The following is a 14843-nucleotide window of genomic DNA, read 5'->3' as shown; positions in this document are numbered from 1 at the left end:
AGCGCCGCGCCGCGCCGGGCAAGCCCATGTTGCCGCTTGTTGTTTAGCGCCCTATCTCGCGCAGATGCAGAACGCCCCCCAGAGTGCTCCGATGCGCGCCGCGATCGTGCCGGTCACGCCCCTCCAGCAGAATTGCACGCTTCTGTGGTGCACGCAGACGATGCTGGGCGCCTTTGTCGATCCGGGCGGCGATCTCCACAAGCTCCGCGCCGCGGCGCAGCAGCACGGTGTCACGATCGAGAAGATTCTCGTGACTCACGGCCATATCGATCATTGCGGCTCGGCGGGCGAATTCGCCAAGGAGCTCGGCGTGCCGATCGAGGGGCCGCATGAGGCCGACCGTTTCTGGATCGCCCGGCTCGAGGATGACGGCCGCAATTATGGCGTTCCCGGCAAACCCTTCGAGCCCGATCGCTGGCTGGTCGAGGGGGATCAGGTCATTGTCGGCAATCTCACGCTCGACGTTTATCATTGCCCCGGGCACACGCCCGGCCATGTGATCTTCCACCATCCCGAATCGAAATTCGCCACCGTCGGCGACGTGCTGTTCCAAGGATCGATCGGGCGCACCGATTTCCCGATGGGCAATCATCAGGACCTGCTCAACGCGATCGTCACCAAGCTCTGGCCCCTGGGGGATGAAACCGTGTTCGTCCCCGGCCATGGCCCGCTCAGCAACTTCGCGCACGAGCGCAAGACCAATCCCTATGTGAGCGACGCCGCGCTGGCTTAAGCGGCCTCGGCCCCAACAGCTTCGATCAGCCAATCGTGAAACAGCCGCACCGGGCGCTGGGTCAGCGCGCGCGGACGGCAGACGAACCAATAGCTGTATTGGCTCTCCACAGTCAGATCGAAGAGCTGGACCAACCGCGGATCCTGCGCCGCCTCGAAATGCGATTCGAGCATGAACGCGACGCCGAGCCCCTGCGCCGCCGCCTCGAGCATCAGTGTGCCCGAATCGAAATGATCGATCGCCAGCGGCTCGAGTTCGGGGACGCCAGCGGCGGCGCGCCAGGCCGTAAAGGTCTCGGCCATGTCGCGATGAACCAGCGCAGTGAGCCCCGCAAGCTGCTCGGGACGCGTCACCGGGTCGGGGCCCTCTACCAGCGACCGTGCACCGATGACATGGACGCGGTTGCGGTCGAGGCGGCGCGCATAAAGTCCCGGATCGATGTCGCGCGCGAGCACGATCGCAGCATCGAGCCCGTCGCCCAGCCGCGTCACGCCATGCCCGCCCGTATCGACGTCCAAGTGCAACTCGGGATGTTTGCGCTTCAGCTCGGGCAGCTTGGGCAGCAGCCGCTGGGTTGCGAAAAGCGGGAGCACGCCGAGGCGGAGGCGGAGCAATTCGGTGCCGCTGGTCATCGCCTCGACGGCGTCGGTCATTGCGTCGAGCGCGGGCGCGATGCCGCTCAGCAGCCGCTCGCCATCCTCGTTGAGCCGCAACGCCTGGTGCCGCCGCTCGAACAATGGCCTGCCGATGAAGCGTTCGAGCGACTGGACCCGGCGGCTGAGCGCGGGCGAGGATAAAGCCAGTTCCTCGGCGGCGGCCTTGATCGAGCCGAGGCGCGCGACCTGTACGAACGCCTCGATGGCAGTGAGCGGGGGAAGTCGGCGCATACCGAGCCCTTCTTGTGCGTTGCGTCATAAGCCGGACGAACGACGCCATGCTCCCCCTGCACGGTTTCGCTCTGTGCACAGACTATCCTATGGGATCATCACGATTGCAAGCATTGCATGCGCAACGACTTTACTTCGCACTTGCACAAAAAACGGCGCGCCTGCACAAAGATCGAGCCTTTCAGGCATCCTCTCCTAAAACTTTCCCGGCCGGTCCCTGTGACCGGCCTTTTTTTTGGCGCGCGCATCCCTAGGTTCTCCGGTTCACGGGAGATCAAGATGGCCGACGCCGAAAACCAGCCGCGCAAGTTGCAAGTCGCGAATGCCCGGCCCGAAGATAGCGGCCGCGGCCTCGCGCATCTTCCGCGTGCGCTGATGGCGTCGCTCGGCCTGGCCGAAGGCGATGTCGTCGAAATCGTCGGCAAGCGGATCACGCCGGCACGCGCCGTATTCCCCTATTCGGAGGATGAAGGGCTCGAGATCCTGCGGATCGACGGACTCCAGCGCGCCAATGCCGGGATCGGCGCGGGCGACTTCGTCGAAGTGCGTAAGGCCCAGTCCAAGCCCGCGACTCGGGTAGTGTTCGCCCCCGCACAGCAGAATCTGCGTCTTCAAGGTTCGGCAATGGCGCTCAAGCGGACCTTTTTCGGGCGCCCCTTGTGCCAGGGCGATGTCGTGGCGACCGCCGGGCAACAGCGCGTCGGCGATATGCCTCCGCAGATCGCCCAGCATCTGCGCGCGCCGGCCTATGCGCTCCAGGAGATTCGCCTTGCAGTGATTGCGGCGAGCCCCAAGGGCATCGTTCATATCGACGAGAATACCGAAATCGAGCTGCGCCCCGAATATGAGGAAGCCGGCGATTCGCGCCGCGCGGACGTGACCTATGACGATATCGGCGGCATGGCATCGACGATCGACCAGCTTCGCGAAATGGTCGAGCTGCCGCTGCGTTATCCCGAGCTGTTCCAGCGCCTGGGCGTCGATCCGCCCAAGGGCGTGCTGCTCCATGGCCCGCCCGGAACCGGCAAGACGCGGCTGGCCCGCGCGGTGGCGAATGAATCGGATGCGACCTTTCATTTGATCAACGGCCCCGAGATCATGGGCTCGGCTTACGGCGAGTCCGAGTCGCGCCTGCGCCAGGTGTTCGAGGAGGCCGCCAAGTCCGCGCCCTCGATCGTGTTCATCGACGAGATCGATTCGATTGCGCCCAAGCGCGGGCAGGTCTCGGGCGAGGCCGAGAAGCGCCTTGTCGCGCAATTGCTGACGCTGATGGACGGGCTGGAAGCGCGCGCCAATATCGTCGTGATCGCGGCGACCAATCGCCCCGATGCGATCGACGAGGCCCTGCGGCGTCCAGGCCGGTTCGACCGCGAGATCGTGATCGGCGTGCCCGACGAGCGCGGGCGTCGCGAGATCCTGGGGATCCACACGCGGGGCATGCCGCTGGGCGACCGAGTCGATCTCGGCGAACTGGCGCGCACGACCTATGGCTTTGTCGGCGCCGATCTAGCGGCGCTCACGCGAGAGGCGGCGATCGAGGCAGTGCGGCGGCTGATGCCGCGGCTCAATCTCGAGGATCATACGATCCCGCCCGAAGTGCTCGACACGCTTTCGGTGACTCGCGAGGATTTCCTCGATGCTCTCAAGCGCGTCCAGCCTTCGGCGATGCGCGAAGTGATGGTCGAGGCGCCGCGCGTCCGCTGGGAGGATGTCGGCGGGCTCGACGATGCCCAGATGCGGCTCAAGGAAGGGGTCGAGCTCCCGCTCAAGGATCCCGATGCATTCCGCCGCTTGGGCATCCGCCCGGCCAAAGGCTTCCTGCTCTACGGGCCCCCGGGCACCGGCAAGACTCTGCTCGCCAAGGCAGTCGCGCGCGAGGCGGAGGCGAATTTTATCGCCACCAAATCGAGCGATTTGCTCAGCAAATGGTATGGCGAGAGCGAGCAGCAGATCGCGCGACTGTTCGCCCGCGCCCGCCAGGTCGCGCCGTGCGTTATCTTCATCGACGAACTCGATTCGCTGGTGCCGGCGCGTGGCGGCGGGCTCGGCGAGCCGCAGGCGACCGAGCGGGTGGTCAACACCATCCTCTCGGAAATGGATGGTCTGGAAGAGCTGCAATCAGTGGTGGTGATCGGCGCAACCAACCGCCCCAATCTGATCGATCCGGCGCTGCTGCGCCCGGGGCGGTTCGACGAACTGGTCTATGTCGGCGTTCCCGATGCGGCTGGCCGCGAGCGCATCCTTAAGATTCAGACGAGCAAGATGCCGCTGGACCCGGATGTCGATCTGGCCGCCATCGCGGCGCGGACCGAGCGCTATACCGGTGCGGACTTGGAGGACGTGGTCCGCCGCGCAGGCCTGGTCGCGCTTCGCGCGTCGCTCGAGGCGAAAACCGTCACCATGGCCAATTTCGAGGGCGCGCTGGACGATTCGCGCGCAACGGTCACGCCCGAGATGGAGGCGGAATATGAAGCGATGTCGTCCAAGCTCAAGCAGCAGGCCTCGGCGATCCAGCCGCTCGGCTTCATTGCGCCGGGGATGCTCCAGGGCCGGGGGCCGAAGGGCGCAGAGTGAGAAAGGCGTAGGCCAGCAGGCAGATGAGCGCGGCGGCGGCCGTCAGATAGGGTAGCGGCCGCCACAATTCGTACAGCCCGACGCCGATTGACGGCCCGAGCACGAACGCCGCGCCGTTGATCGAGGTGACCTTGCCGGCGACCGAGCCTTGCGCTTCCGGGCCGACGGCAAGCGACGAGCCCGCAGTGAAGCCAGGCCGCGCCAGCCCCATGCCGAGCGAGGTCAGCGCATAGCCCAGGGCGATGCCGTAGAGGGTCGTGGAAGTGCCCGTCGCGACGCAGCCAACTGCGCCTAGCATCACGCCGGCCAGGATCAATTGGCGTGGTTTCAGGTCGAGCAGCGGGATCAGCCCCCATTGTGCGAGCAGGGCCGAGCCTGCGCCCATCATCAGCACCAAGCCGGTGGGCTGGAGGGCCTCGAGCGGCGTGACGCCCAGCCGGTCGATAACGAGGAAGCCGATCGCCTGGCCGGTCATCGCCTGAGCGTGGCCGATCACCAGTCCGGCGATGATCCAGGCGCGGATCCGGCGGTCGAAAAAGCCGACCGGCTCGCTGGTTTCGGCCATCGCAGCAGTGACCGTCGCGCCGGTGGCCTGGCCGCCGATCGAGGGATAGCTGGCCGCCGCACCATGCGAAATGCCCTCATCGCGAGGCAGAAGCTTCACCACTGCGATCCATAGCGCCGCGCCGATCGCCGCGGCAAAAAAGGCTGGGCCGGCTAGCCCGATCACCGGGCCATCCTCCCAGAGATTCCCGAGCACCAGATACGGAGCAATGGCGGGGCCGAGAATCGTGCCGAGGCCGAAGGCGGAGGCAATCAGCGTCAGAGCCTTGGTGCGCTCCTCGCGCGTCGTCCGTCCGGCGACCAGTGCCTGCACGGCGGGCGGGGCCGCCGATCCAAGCGCGCCATAGATCATCCGGGCAAGGATGAAGGCGATGAAGGTGGCGAGCGGCGCCAGTACGCCGTTGATGCCCAGCGCCAGGAAGACCCCGCACAGCAATAGTGAGACCGTGTATCCAGCAACCCCGAGCAGTACCATCGCCCGCCGCCCATGCCGGTCCGAGCGATTGGCCCAGAAAGGCGCGGCGATTACCCAGAGCAGTGCCGAGACCGAGAACACCGCAGCCACGGCGCTGTCGGCGACGCCGAGCGAGCGGCCCAATGCCGGGAGCACCGATTGCAGCGCGGTGTTGCCCGCGGCGATGACGAGCATGACGGTGAAGAGCAATGCGAAGGTGCGGTCGCCGCGAACCTTCATGGCCGCGTCCAATCATAGCTGCGGCCGATTTCGGCTACATGGAGCTTGTACCAATCATACCAGCGATCGCGGCCGGCCTCGCGGATCTCGGCATGTTCAGGGTGCTTACGCCAGGCCACGGCGCTGGCCTCGTCTGCCCAATAGCTGAGGGTGATCCCCAGATCGCCTTGCGACAAGCTGTCCATGCCGCGATAGCCAGGTTGCCCGGCGGCGAGCGCATTCATAGCCGCCGCCGCCGTGGCATAGCCTTCCGCATCCGCACCCGTGCGCTGCGAGATGAACATTACGACGGTCTGTCCGGTGCGATCCTCGGCCATGCAGCCCGATTAGGCACTTTGGCTCGCCGCGCAAACCCGCTAGCGCCGGGCAATGCTCACCGACTGGCATTTCTGGGCGCTCGCCATCCCCGCCGTGATTTTGCTCGGGCTTGCCAAGGGCGGCTTCGCGGGAATGGGTGCGCTCTCGTTGCCGATGCTGGCACTGGTTACCGATCCGGTGCGCGCGGCGGCGATCATGCTGCCACTGCTGATCGCGCAGGACGTGGTCAGCGTCTGGGCGTTTCGACGCTCTATCGACTGGTTCGTGCTCGTCTGGATGCTGCCCGGCGCGGTAGCGGGGATCGTGCTTGGCTATGTCTATGCGGCGTCGGTTTCGCCCGATGCGGTGATGGCGGCGGTAGGCGCGATTTCGATCGTGTTCGGCGGGTATCGCCTCTGGGCCGAGCGCCACAGCCTGCCCGAGGCCCGTCACTCGCCCGGCTGGCTCGGCACCCTCGCAGGAGTCGCATCAGGCTTTACCAGCCAGATCGCGCATGCCGGCGGGCCGCCTTTCCAGCTCTGGGTCCTTCCGCGCGGCCTCGCGCGCGATGTGCTGGTGGGCACGACCGCGATCTTCTTCGCCGCGGTCAATTGGATCAAGGTGCCAGCCTATCTCGCGCTAGGTCAGTTTACGCGGGACAATCTGCTGCTGGCGGCCGCGCTGATGCCGATTGCGATTCTGTCGACGTTATGGGGCGTTTGGTTGGTCCGGCGGATTGCGCCCGAGCGCTTCTATACGGCGATCTACTGGCTGATGATCGTCGTGGGCGTGAAGCTGGCCTGGGACGCGTTCGCCTAGTCGAAAAGGCTCGAGACGGAGGTCTCGTCCGCGATCCGGCGGATCGCCTCAGCGATCAGCGGGGCGATGGTCAAGTGGCGGATCCTGCTGCTCTCGGCGACGATCGCGTGATTGCCGATCGAATCAGTGATGACGAGCTCGGCCAGCGCCGATCCATCGACTCGCGCGACCGCACCACCCGAAAGTACGCCATGGGTGCAATAAGCCACGACTTCCTCGGCGCCGGCGGCCTTCAGCGCCGCGCCGGCATTGCAGAGCGTGCCCGCCGAATCGACGATGTCGTCGATCAGGATGCAGAAGCGGCCCTGGACGTCGCCGATGATGTTCATCACTTCGGATTCGCCCGGCTTCTCGCGACGCTTGTCGACGATCGCCAGCGGGGCGTTGTCGAGCCGCTTCGCCAGGCTGCGCGCGCGGACCACGCCGCCGACATCGGGCGAGACGACCATCCATTGCTTGCCAGGGAAACGGCTGCGGATGTCGGACGACATCACTGGGGCGCCCCAGAGATTGTCGGTCGGGATATCGAAAAAGCCTTGGATCTGGCCAGCATGGAGATCGACCGAGAGCACCCGGTTCGCACCCGCCACGGTCAGCAGATTGGCGACGAGTTTGGCCGAGATCGGCGTGCGGGGGCCGGGCTTCCGATCCTGCCGGGCATAGCCGAAATAAGGGAGGACGGCGGTGATCCTTTTGGCCGATGCGCGCTTGAGCGCATCGATCATGATCAGCAGCTCCATCAGATTGTCATTGGCCGGATAGCTGGTCGATTGGACGACGAACACGTCCTCGCCGCGGACGTTTTCCAGGATTTCGACGAAGATTTCCTCGTCGGCGAAGCGGCGGACATTGGCCTTGGTCAGCGGAATTTCGAGATAGGCGGCGATCGCAGTGGCGAGGGGAAGATTCGAATTGCCCGCGATCAGCTTCATGTCATGTCCCGTCGGCTGCTGGTGTGCGCCTCCCTTAGGGCCGTGTTCCGGCTTGGCAAAGAGGCATTGGCCGCCCTAGGCGCTTCGCATGACCGTCATCACTCGCTTCGCGCCCAGCCCGACCGGCACGCTCCATGTCGGCAATCTGCGCACCGCGCTGCATAACTGGCTCTTCGCGAAGCGGCATGGCGGCCGCTTCGTGCTGCGGATCGACGATACCGATAAGGAGCGTTCGGAAGAACGCCATGTCGATGCGATCCGCGCCGATCTCGATTGGATGGGGCTGCGTCCCGATGGCGAGGAGCGCCAGTCGGCGCGGTTCGATCGCTACGGGGCGCGCTTCGCAGAACTGGCGGCGGTGGGACGCGTCTATCCGGCCTACGAGACTTCGCAGGAGCTGGAACTCAAGCGCAAGATCCTGCTCGGGCGCGGGCTGCCGCCGATCTACGACCGTGCCGCGCTTGCCTTGAACGATGCCGATCGCGCCAAGCTGGAGGCGGATGGCGTCAAGCCGCACTGGCGTTTCCGGCTCGACGAGACCCCGATCGAATGGGACGATCTGGTGCGCGGTCCTCAACGCTTCGAGCCCGCGACGATGAGCGATCCGGTAGTCCGCCGCGCCGACGGATCGTGGCTCTATCTGCTGCCCTCGGTGATAGACGATGTGGATATGGCGATCACGCATGTCGTGCGCGGGGAGGATCATGTCTCGAACACGGCGAGCCAGCTCCAGATGTTCGCTGCGTTGGGCGCCAAGCCGCCGCGCTTCGCGCATGAGGCGCTGTTGACGGGCAATGAGGGCAAGCTTTCCAAGCGGCTCGGTTCGCTCGGCGTCGATCATTTCCGCGAGGCGGGTATCGAGCCGCAGGCGCTGGTCGCCTTGCTCGGCCAACTCGGCACCAGCGATCCCGTCGAACCCTTTGCCGATGCCGCGCCGCTGATCGCGAGCTTCGATTTCGGCCGCTTCGGACGCGCGCCGGCGCGGTTCGACGAGGCCGAGCTAGCCGCGATCAATGCGAAGATCGTCCACCAGCTCGACTTCGCCGTCGTATCGGCCCGGCTGCCGGCCGGGATGAGCCCTGCCGCCTGGGAAGCCATTCGCCCGAACCTCTCGACCGTGGCCGAGGCGGCGGAATGGTGGAGTGTGGTCGAGGGGCCGGTCGAGCCGGCCGTGCCCGAAGAGGATCGCGCATTCCTGCTTCAGGCGGCGGAAGCGGCGGCGGCGATCGACTGGGCTGGCGATGCTTGGGCGCAGCTTACCAGTGCGCTCAAGGCAACGACGGGGCGCAAGGGGCGGGCACTGTTTCTGCCGCTCCGACTCGCGCTGACCGGGCGCGACTATGGACCGGACATGGCCGCCTTGCTTCCGCTCATCGGCAAGGATCGCGCGGTGGAACGCCTCAGGCGCGCAGCATGAGGGAACTATTTACCCGCTTCATGTAATGTTGTATCATCACTGAAGCCGGCACTGACCGGTGGTGAGATGGAGAGCATGTCATGGTTGCCGATCAACGCTATGTTCCACACGCGCCCCGCTCGGTCGGCCTGGGCGGCGCGCTTACGATCAGCGGCCTGCTGATTGCCGGTATGCTCACGTTCGTGCCCGATATCGTCGCCCAGTTGCCCCCTGAGCGGCTCAAGATTTTCACGCCGACCGATCCGGTCCCGCCTCCGCCCGAAACTCCGCCGAAGCCGGAAACAAAGCCCGAGGCGCAACAGCCGCTTCCCTATGTGCCGCCGACGGCGCTCCCCCAGCCCGATCAGCCGGTGATCCGCAGCACCGATATCATCCCCGTCGAGCCACCTTTGCCGACGATCGCGGAGAAGCCCGGACCGACGGTGATCGCCGAAGTCCCCAAGCCGCTGCCGCCGCTGATCGGCGCCGAACAGGATCCTCGCTATGCCCGCGATTTCCAGCCGGATTACCCCGCCCAGGAATTGCGCGCGGAGCGCGACGGCAAGGTGCTCGTACGCGTGCTGATCGGCACCGACGGCCGGGTGAAGTCGATCGAACAGCTCAGCACGACCAGCGCCGCGTTCTTCGAGGCGACTCGGCGTCAGGCACTCGCCAAGTGGCGCTTCAAGCCGGCGACCCGTGGCGGCGTGCCGCAGGAAAGCTGGAAGACCATGAACGTGCGCTTCGAGCTCAAGAACACCTGAAGCGTACCCTTGATGCGGGGGCTGGCTCCCGGGCCTCCGCATCCCTATCTTGGCGCAGATATGAGCTTCTTTTCCCGTTTATCGCCGCTGCGTGCCTTTCGCGATCTCCGTGCGTATTTGCGCTCGCGAAAGCCCTATGAAGTCGCCTTCATGGCGCTCTCCATCGCAGTCACCTGGACGGTGATCGTAGTCTTTTCCGCCGATACCGACGGCGTCAAGGCCGACTATGTCGAGCCCGAAATCATCTATGTGCAGAGCTACGCGACCAACCGCAGCGATGCCGAGATCGTCGAGCAGCAAAAGGCCGATCTGCCCGCGGAACAGGCGCGCAAAAAGGCAGTCACCGACGCGCAGGAAAAGCGGCGGCAGGAATTCAAGCGGCTCGACGACAAGCTGAAATCGTGGGGGATCTGAACGACGCGCGCTGGATGGCGGCGGCGTGCGCGCTGTCCGAGCGCGGGCGCGGGCGGACAGCGCCCAATCCCAATGTCGGCTGTGTGATCGTCAGCCAAGGCCGCGTCGTCGGGCGCGGCTGGACCCAGCCAGGCGGGCGGCCCCATGCCGAAGCGATGGCGCTCGAACAGGCCGGCAAGAAGTCGCGCGGCGCAACTGTCTATGTGACGCTGGAGCCCTGCGCGCATCGTTCGGAGAGGGGGCCTGCCTGTGCCGACCTGGTGGTCGGCGCCGGGCCCGCGCGGGTGGTAATCGCGCTGGGCGATCCCGATCGGCGGACCAATGGTCTGGGCGTAGATCGACTGCGGGCGGTGGGAATCGAAATTGTCGAAGGCGTTGGGGAGGCCGAGGCGCGGCAGGCGATGGCCGGCTTCCTGACGCGGCGCAGCAAGGGGCGCCCGCACGTCACCCTCAAGCTGGCGACCTCGCTCGACGGGCGGATTGCGCGCGAATCGGGCGAGAGCAAGTGGATCACCGGGCCGGAAGCCCGGGCGCATGCGCATGTCGAGCGCGCGCGCCATGAGGCCATCCTGGTGGGGCGGGGGACATGGGAGGCGGACGCGCCCAGGCTCGATGTGCGGCTCGCGGGGCTGGAGGGGCGATCGCCACGCCGCCTGCTCCTTACCCGTCTTCCCCGCGAACGCGGGGATCCCGCTTCTTCCGCGTCGGGAGAGAAGAAGCGGGGCCCCAGCGTTCGCGGGGGTGACGAAATAATCTCTGCTCTCTCCGAAATCGTCCGCCTCCAAAACGTCGATCACCTCCTCGTCGAAGGCGGCGCCGAGACCGCGGCATCCTTCCTCCGCGAAGGGCTGGTCGACCGCCTCCTGCTCTACCGCGCCCCGATCCTGATCGGCGCCGGCAAATCCGCACTTGGCGATATCGGGCTTGGTTCGCTCGCCGAGGCGCATGGCCGCTGGCGGCTCACCGATTCGCGCCAGCTTGGCAGCGACCGGCTAGAAGTCTACGCGAGCGCATAATGTTCACTGGCATAGTCACCGATATCGGCACGATCGAGGCCGCAGGCACGCAGGGTGATCTGCGCGTACGGGTCTCGACCAGCTACGATACCGCAACCGTGGATTTGGGCGCCTCGATCGCCTGTTCGGGCGTGTGCCTGACCGTGGTCGACAAGGGCGCGGGCTGGGTGGCGTTCGACGTTTCGAGCGAGACCGTCTCGCGCACCGCCGGCGATATGTGGCGCGAGGGGCGGCGGCTCAATCTCGAGCGCGCATTGAAGCTCGGCGACGAACTCGGCGGGCATATCGTCACCGGCCATGTCGATGGCATCGGCTTGGTCTCGAGCATCGCCGAAGAGGGCGGTTCGCACCGTGTTATCATCGCCGCCGGCCCCGAACTCGCGCCCTTCGTCGCACCCAAGGGCTCGGTGACGATCGACGGCGTTTCGCTCACCGTGAATGCCGTGCGCGACACGCCGCAGGGCTTCGAGTTCGACCTCAACATCATTCCGCACACCGCAGCGGTGACCACGTTCGCGACGCTGGCCGAGGGCCAGGCCGTCAATATCGAGATCGACGTGCTCGCCCGCTATCTGCAGCGCATGGAGTCGCTTCGTGGCAAAGCCTGAACTAGCCCGCCTCAAGCACGCATTTCTCTCTTCGCCCGAAGAGATTATCGACGAGGCGCGCAACGGTCGGATGTTCATCCTGGTCGATGACGAGGATCGCGAGAATGAAGGCGATCTGATCATTCCGGCGCAGATGGCGACGCCCGATGCAATCAACTTCATGGCGCGTTACGGCCGCGGGCTGATCTGCCTGGCGATGACCAAGGACCGGGTCGACCAGCTCGGCCTCGGGCTGATGAGCCGCAACAACGGCACCCGCCACGAGACCGCCTTCACGGTCTCGATCGAGGCACGCGAGGGGGTCACCACTGGCATCTCCGCCGCCGACCGTGCCCGCACCGTCTCGGTCGCGATCGATGCGGCGAAGGGCAAGGACGAGATCGTCACGCCCGGCCATGTCTTTCCGCTGGTCGCGCGCGACGGCGGGGTGCTGGTGCGCGCCGGGCATACCGAGGCCGCAGTCGATGTCGCGCGGCTGGCGGGCCTCAATCCCTCGGGCGTGATCTGCGAGATCATGAACGAGGACGGGACGATGGCGCGGATGGACGATCTCGTATCGTTCGCGCAGTTCCACAATCTCAAGATCGGCACGATCCGCGACCTCATCGCCTATCGCCGCCGCAAGGATCATCTCGTCGAGAAGCGCGCCGAGACGCGCTTCACCAGCGAATGGGGCGGCGAGTGGAGCGCGATCACGTTCTGGAACAAGGCCAGCGAGAGCGAGCAGGTCGCCTTGGTTAAGGGCAGGATCGATCCCGCTCAGCCGGTGCTGGTGCGGATGCACGCGCTCTCACCGTTCAGCGACATCTTCGGCGAGGGTGGCGCGCGCGGCGGGCTGCTGCGGCGCTCGATGGAAATGATTGGGCAAGAGGGCGCCGGCGTCGTCGTTTTGCTCAGCCATGCCCGCCCCGACAAGTTCACGGTGTCGCTCCAGGCGCGCTCCGGCGACTTGCCCGAGGCCGATATGGAGGAGCTGCGCGATTACGGCGTCGGCGCGACGATCCTCACCGAGCTCGGCGTGCGCGACATGATCCTGCTCACCAACACCCACCACACGCTGGTCGGCCTCGACGGGTATGGCCTGTCGATCGTCGGCGAGCGCCCGATCGACGGAGCCGCGTAAATGGCCAATGTCCTCATCGTCGAGGCGCGCTTCTACGCGCATCTAAACGACTTGCTGCTCGCCGGCGCCGTCGCCGCAATCGAAGAAGCGGGACACAGCTATGAGGTCGTGACGGTTCCCGGCGCGCTCGAGATTCCGGGTGCGGTAGCTCTGGCGGCAGAGAGCGGTCGTTATGACGCGTTCGTAGCTCTGGGCGTAGTGATCCGCGGCGAGACCTATCATTTCGAGATCGTCGCCGGCGAGAGCGCGCGCGGGCTGATGGCGCTGTCGATGGACGGCGTCGCGATCGGCAATGGCATTCTCACCGTCGAGAACGAAGCCCAGGCACTGGCGCGTGCCCGTCCGAATGAAAAGAACAAGGGCGGCGAGGCGGCCGAGGCGGCGCTGGCAATGCTCGCGCTGCGGGCCCGGCTGGGCTGATGGACGCGCCCCGCACTCGCTACAAGGTGGTGGAGCGCGGACGGCGGCTGGAAGTCATCGACACTTGGAACGGCAACGCGACGGTCAAGCCGGCGCGGCACGATCCTGTCGAGCGCGCACCGCAGCGCGATGCCGCCGCGGCGATTGAGGCATTGCGCCGTGACACGGCCATCCCCATCGAATCAGTCCGCGCGCCCAAGCTCGATCAGCGCGGACGCGGCCTGCTCCACACCAAGCCGTGGTATGACGACAAGGGCCCCCGCCAAATAGTGGTAACTCCGGCGGGCGAAGAAAAACTCAAGGGTCTGCGCATCGTCGCCTTCGTCGCGCTTTTCATCCTCGCGGTGATGGCCTTCCTGTTCTGGCCGCTGCTGTTCATCGTCCCGTTCCTGGTGTTGAACGAGGCGACGCGAAAGAATCTCCGCGCCGCCTCGACCAAATTCCTCGACGAGATCAATCAGCCGGTGACGGGCTCCAACGCCGGGTAATCCAGATAGCCCTCCACCCCCTGGGTGTAGAAGGTCGCCATGTCGGGCGCGTTGAGCGGGGCGTCGCGGCGGAGGCGCTCGACCAGATCGGGATTGGCGAGGAAGGGCCGGCCAAAGGCAATGCCGTCGGCGTGGCCCGAAGCGATTTCTTCCTGCGCGCGGGCCAGCGTATAATCCTGGTTGAGGATCAGCGGCTGCTTGAACACCTTGCGGATCGCCGGCGAGACGCGCGGCTGATCGGACCTGCCGAAGGTGCCGGTGGGAGACTGCTCGCGCAGCTCGAGAAAAGCGATGCCCTGCTCGGACAACCATTGCGCGGCGGGGACGAAAACGCTCTCGGGATCGCTATCGACCACGCCCTGGGTGTCGCCATTGGGCGAGAAGCGGACGGCAGTGCGATCGGCACCGGCCTCGGCGATCAAGCGAGCAACGACTTCGCGAAGCAGGCGTCCGCGGTTCTCGGGGGTGCCGCCATATTCGTCGTCACGGTGGTTGGAATTATCGCGCAGGAACTGGTCGATCAGATAGCCATTGGCGGCGTGAAGCTGCACCCCGTCAAACCCGGCGCGGACGGCGTTGCGCGTCGCCGCGGAATAATCGTCGAGGGTGCGGGCGATGTCGTCCTTGGTTGCGGACCGCGCCTCGCCATAAGGCTGCTTGCCCGCATAGGTGTGGGCGTAATGCGGAGCGGTGGTCGCAGAGGCCGAGAGCGGCGGTGCGCCGTCGAGGAAATCGGGATGGACGATGCGGCCCATGTGCCAGAGCTGCGTGAAGATCCGGCCGCCGGCATTGTGAACGGCGTCGGTGATCGGCTTCCAGGCTTCGACCTGCTCGTCGGTCCACAAGCCCGGTGCAAAGGGCCAGCCCAGGCCTTCGCGGCTGATGCCGGTGCCCTCCGAGATGATCAGCCCGGCCGCGGCGCGCTGGACGTAATAATCGGCCATGATAGCAGTGGGCACATGCTCGCGCGTGCTGCGGCCGCGGGTTAGCGGCGACATCAGGATGCGGTTCGGCGCGGTGATTGCGCCCAGCTGGATCGGATCGAACAGGTCGGCCATAATTCTCTTTCAATCTGTGACGTCTGCGAGATAGGGCGCTAGAGGGCGGCATGCAT

At 66.0% G+C, this 14843-nt stretch carries 16 protein-coding genes; 11 read left to right on the top strand and 5 right to left on the bottom strand.

The features are described from left to right. Positions 1–64: 64 nt before the first annotated feature. The gene (locus ACZZZM_RS03080; RefSeq protein ID WP_463593644.1) at positions 65–733 is read left to right on the top strand and encodes an MBL fold metallo-hydrolase; all 669 of its coding nucleotides are present in this window, start codon (positions 65–67) and stop codon (positions 731–733) included. Here ACZZZM_RS03080 and ACZZZM_RS03075 read toward each other — a convergent pair. After that, on the bottom strand, positions 730–1620 hold the full coding sequence (locus ACZZZM_RS03075; RefSeq protein ID WP_463593643.1) for a LysR substrate-binding domain-containing protein: 891 nt from the start codon (positions 1618–1620) through the stop codon (positions 730–732). The two genes, ACZZZM_RS03080 and ACZZZM_RS03075, sit on opposite strands and share 4 nt — an antisense overlap. 279 nt (positions 1621–1899) lie before the next feature. On the opposite strand from ACZZZM_RS03075, the gene ACZZZM_RS03070 reads away from it, so the two are divergent. Then, positions 1900–4194: a CDC48 family AAA ATPase gene (locus ACZZZM_RS03070; protein ID WP_463593642.1), complete on the top strand. Its 2295-nt coding sequence runs from the start codon at positions 1900–1902 to the stop codon at positions 4192–4194. Here ACZZZM_RS03070 and ACZZZM_RS03065 read toward each other — a convergent pair. After that, the gene (locus ACZZZM_RS03065; RefSeq protein ID WP_463593641.1) at positions 4145–5452 is read right to left on the bottom strand and encodes an MFS transporter; all 1308 of its coding nucleotides are present in this window, start codon (positions 5450–5452) and stop codon (positions 4145–4147) included. The genes ACZZZM_RS03070 and ACZZZM_RS03065 overlap by 50 nt on opposite strands. Further along, positions 5449–5769: an antibiotic biosynthesis monooxygenase family protein gene (locus tag ACZZZM_RS03060; RefSeq protein ID WP_463593640.1), complete on the bottom strand. Its 321-nt coding sequence runs from the start codon at positions 5767–5769 to the stop codon at positions 5449–5451. The genes ACZZZM_RS03065 and ACZZZM_RS03060 overlap by 4 nt, the downstream gene beginning before the upstream one ends. Positions 5770–5821: 52 nt before the next feature. Here ACZZZM_RS03060 and ACZZZM_RS03055 point away from each other — a divergent pair, with 52 nt between their 5' ends. Further along, complete coding sequence (locus ACZZZM_RS03055; protein ID WP_463593639.1) at positions 5822–6568, top strand: sulfite exporter TauE/SafE family protein; 747 nt, start codon at positions 5822–5824, stop codon at positions 6566–6568. Here the strand turns inward: ACZZZM_RS03055 and ACZZZM_RS03050 are convergent. Further along, positions 6565–7500 (bottom strand): ribose-phosphate pyrophosphokinase, encoded by a 936-nt coding sequence (locus ACZZZM_RS03050; protein ID WP_463593638.1) that lies wholly within the window; start codon positions 7498–7500, stop codon positions 6565–6567. The two genes, ACZZZM_RS03055 and ACZZZM_RS03050, sit on opposite strands and share 4 nt — an antisense overlap. Before the next feature lie 88 nt (positions 7501–7588). On the opposite strand from ACZZZM_RS03050, the gene gltX reads away from it, so the two are divergent. The 8 genes from gltX to ACZZZM_RS03010 all read left to right on the top strand — a co-directional run bounded on the left by gltX (position 7589) and on the right by ACZZZM_RS03010 (position 13729). Further along, complete coding sequence (gene gltX / locus ACZZZM_RS03045; RefSeq protein ID WP_463593637.1) at positions 7589–8917, top strand: glutamate--tRNA ligase; 1329 nt, start codon at positions 7589–7591, stop codon at positions 8915–8917. An 80-nt stretch (positions 8918–8997) separates the two neighbouring features. Continuing rightward, positions 8998–9660, top strand: a complete 663-nt coding sequence (locus ACZZZM_RS03040; protein ID WP_463593636.1) for an energy transducer TonB — start codon at positions 8998–9000, stop codon at positions 9658–9660. Between the two features lie 60 nt (positions 9661–9720). Further along, the gene (locus ACZZZM_RS03035; RefSeq protein ID WP_463593635.1) at positions 9721–10074 is read left to right on the top strand and encodes a hypothetical protein; all 354 of its coding nucleotides are present in this window, start codon (positions 9721–9723) and stop codon (positions 10072–10074) included. Between the two features lie 14 nt (positions 10075–10088). Continuing rightward, positions 10089–11090: a bifunctional diaminohydroxyphosphoribosylaminopyrimidine deaminase/5-amino-6-(5-phosphoribosylamino)uracil reductase RibD gene (gene ribD, locus ACZZZM_RS03030; protein WP_463596364.1), complete on the top strand. Its 1002-nt coding sequence runs from the start codon at positions 10089–10091 to the stop codon at positions 11088–11090. Further along, on the top strand, positions 11090–11698 hold the full coding sequence (locus ACZZZM_RS03025) for a riboflavin synthase (protein WP_463593634.1): 609 nt from the start codon (positions 11090–11092) through the stop codon (positions 11696–11698). The genes ribD and ACZZZM_RS03025 overlap by 1 nt, the downstream gene beginning before the upstream one ends. Further along, a complete protein-coding gene (ribB, locus tag ACZZZM_RS03020; protein WP_463593633.1) occupies positions 11685–12821 on the top strand; it encodes a 3,4-dihydroxy-2-butanone-4-phosphate synthase in 1137 nt (378 codons plus the stop codon). The genes ACZZZM_RS03025 and ribB overlap by 14 nt, the downstream gene beginning before the upstream one ends. Beyond that, a complete protein-coding gene (ribH, locus tag ACZZZM_RS03015; protein ID WP_463593632.1) occupies positions 12822–13241 on the top strand; it encodes a 6,7-dimethyl-8-ribityllumazine synthase in 420 nt (139 codons plus the stop codon). Continuing rightward, positions 13241–13729: a hypothetical protein gene (locus ACZZZM_RS03010; RefSeq protein WP_463593631.1), complete on the top strand. Its 489-nt coding sequence runs from the start codon at positions 13241–13243 to the stop codon at positions 13727–13729. Before ribH ends, ACZZZM_RS03010 begins: the two co-directional genes overlap by 1 nt. Here the strand turns inward: ACZZZM_RS03010 and ACZZZM_RS03005 are convergent. Further along, on the bottom strand, positions 13699–14787 hold the full coding sequence (locus tag ACZZZM_RS03005; protein ID WP_463593630.1) for an alkene reductase: 1089 nt from the start codon (positions 14785–14787) through the stop codon (positions 13699–13701). The two genes, ACZZZM_RS03010 and ACZZZM_RS03005, sit on opposite strands and share 31 nt — an antisense overlap. Positions 14788–14843 lie beyond the last annotated feature (56 nt).

Source organism: Sphingomonas sp. AC522, from assembly GCF_979258125.1.
Note: the sequence above shows the minus strand (reverse complement) of the source record. Positions and strands in the feature narration are given on the sequence as shown.

Coding starts and splice junctions, on each gene's coding strand:
- ACZZZM_RS03080 (WP_463593644.1), top strand. CDS start 65: ATGCAGAACGCCCCCCAGAGTGCTCCGATGCGCGCCGCGATCGTGCCG.
- ACZZZM_RS03075 (WP_463593643.1), bottom strand. CDS start 1,620: ATGCGCCGACTTCCCCCGCTCACTGCCATCGAGGCGTTCGTACAGGTC.
- ACZZZM_RS03070 (WP_463593642.1), top strand. CDS start 1,900: ATGGCCGACGCCGAAAACCAGCCGCGCAAGTTGCAAGTCGCGAATGCC.
- ACZZZM_RS03065 (WP_463593641.1), bottom strand. CDS start 5,452: ATGAAGGTTCGCGGCGACCGCACCTTCGCATTGCTCTTCACCGTCATG.
- ACZZZM_RS03060 (WP_463593640.1), bottom strand. CDS start 5,769: ATGGCCGAGGATCGCACCGGACAGACCGTCGTAATGTTCATCTCGCAG.
- ACZZZM_RS03055 (WP_463593639.1), top strand. CDS start 5,822: ATGCTCACCGACTGGCATTTCTGGGCGCTCGCCATCCCCGCCGTGATT.
- ACZZZM_RS03050 (WP_463593638.1), bottom strand. CDS start 7,500: ATGAAGCTGATCGCGGGCAATTCGAATCTTCCCCTCGCCACTGCGATC.
- gltX (WP_463593637.1), top strand. CDS start 7,589: ATGACCGTCATCACTCGCTTCGCGCCCAGCCCGACCGGCACGCTCCAT.
- ACZZZM_RS03040 (WP_463593636.1), top strand. CDS start 8,998: ATGGTTGCCGATCAACGCTATGTTCCACACGCGCCCCGCTCGGTCGGC.
- ACZZZM_RS03035 (WP_463593635.1), top strand. CDS start 9,721: ATGAGCTTCTTTTCCCGTTTATCGCCGCTGCGTGCCTTTCGCGATCTC.
- ribD (WP_463596364.1), top strand. CDS start 10,089: ATGGCGGCGGCGTGCGCGCTGTCCGAGCGCGGGCGCGGGCGGACAGCG.
- ACZZZM_RS03025 (WP_463593634.1), top strand. CDS start 11,090: ATGTTCACTGGCATAGTCACCGATATCGGCACGATCGAGGCCGCAGGC.
- ribH (WP_463593632.1), top strand. CDS start 12,822: ATGGCCAATGTCCTCATCGTCGAGGCGCGCTTCTACGCGCATCTAAAC.
- ACZZZM_RS03010 (WP_463593631.1), top strand. CDS start 13,241: ATGGACGCGCCCCGCACTCGCTACAAGGTGGTGGAGCGCGGACGGCGG.
- ACZZZM_RS03005 (WP_463593630.1), bottom strand. CDS start 14,787: ATGGCCGACCTGTTCGATCCGATCCAGCTGGGCGCAATCACCGCGCCG.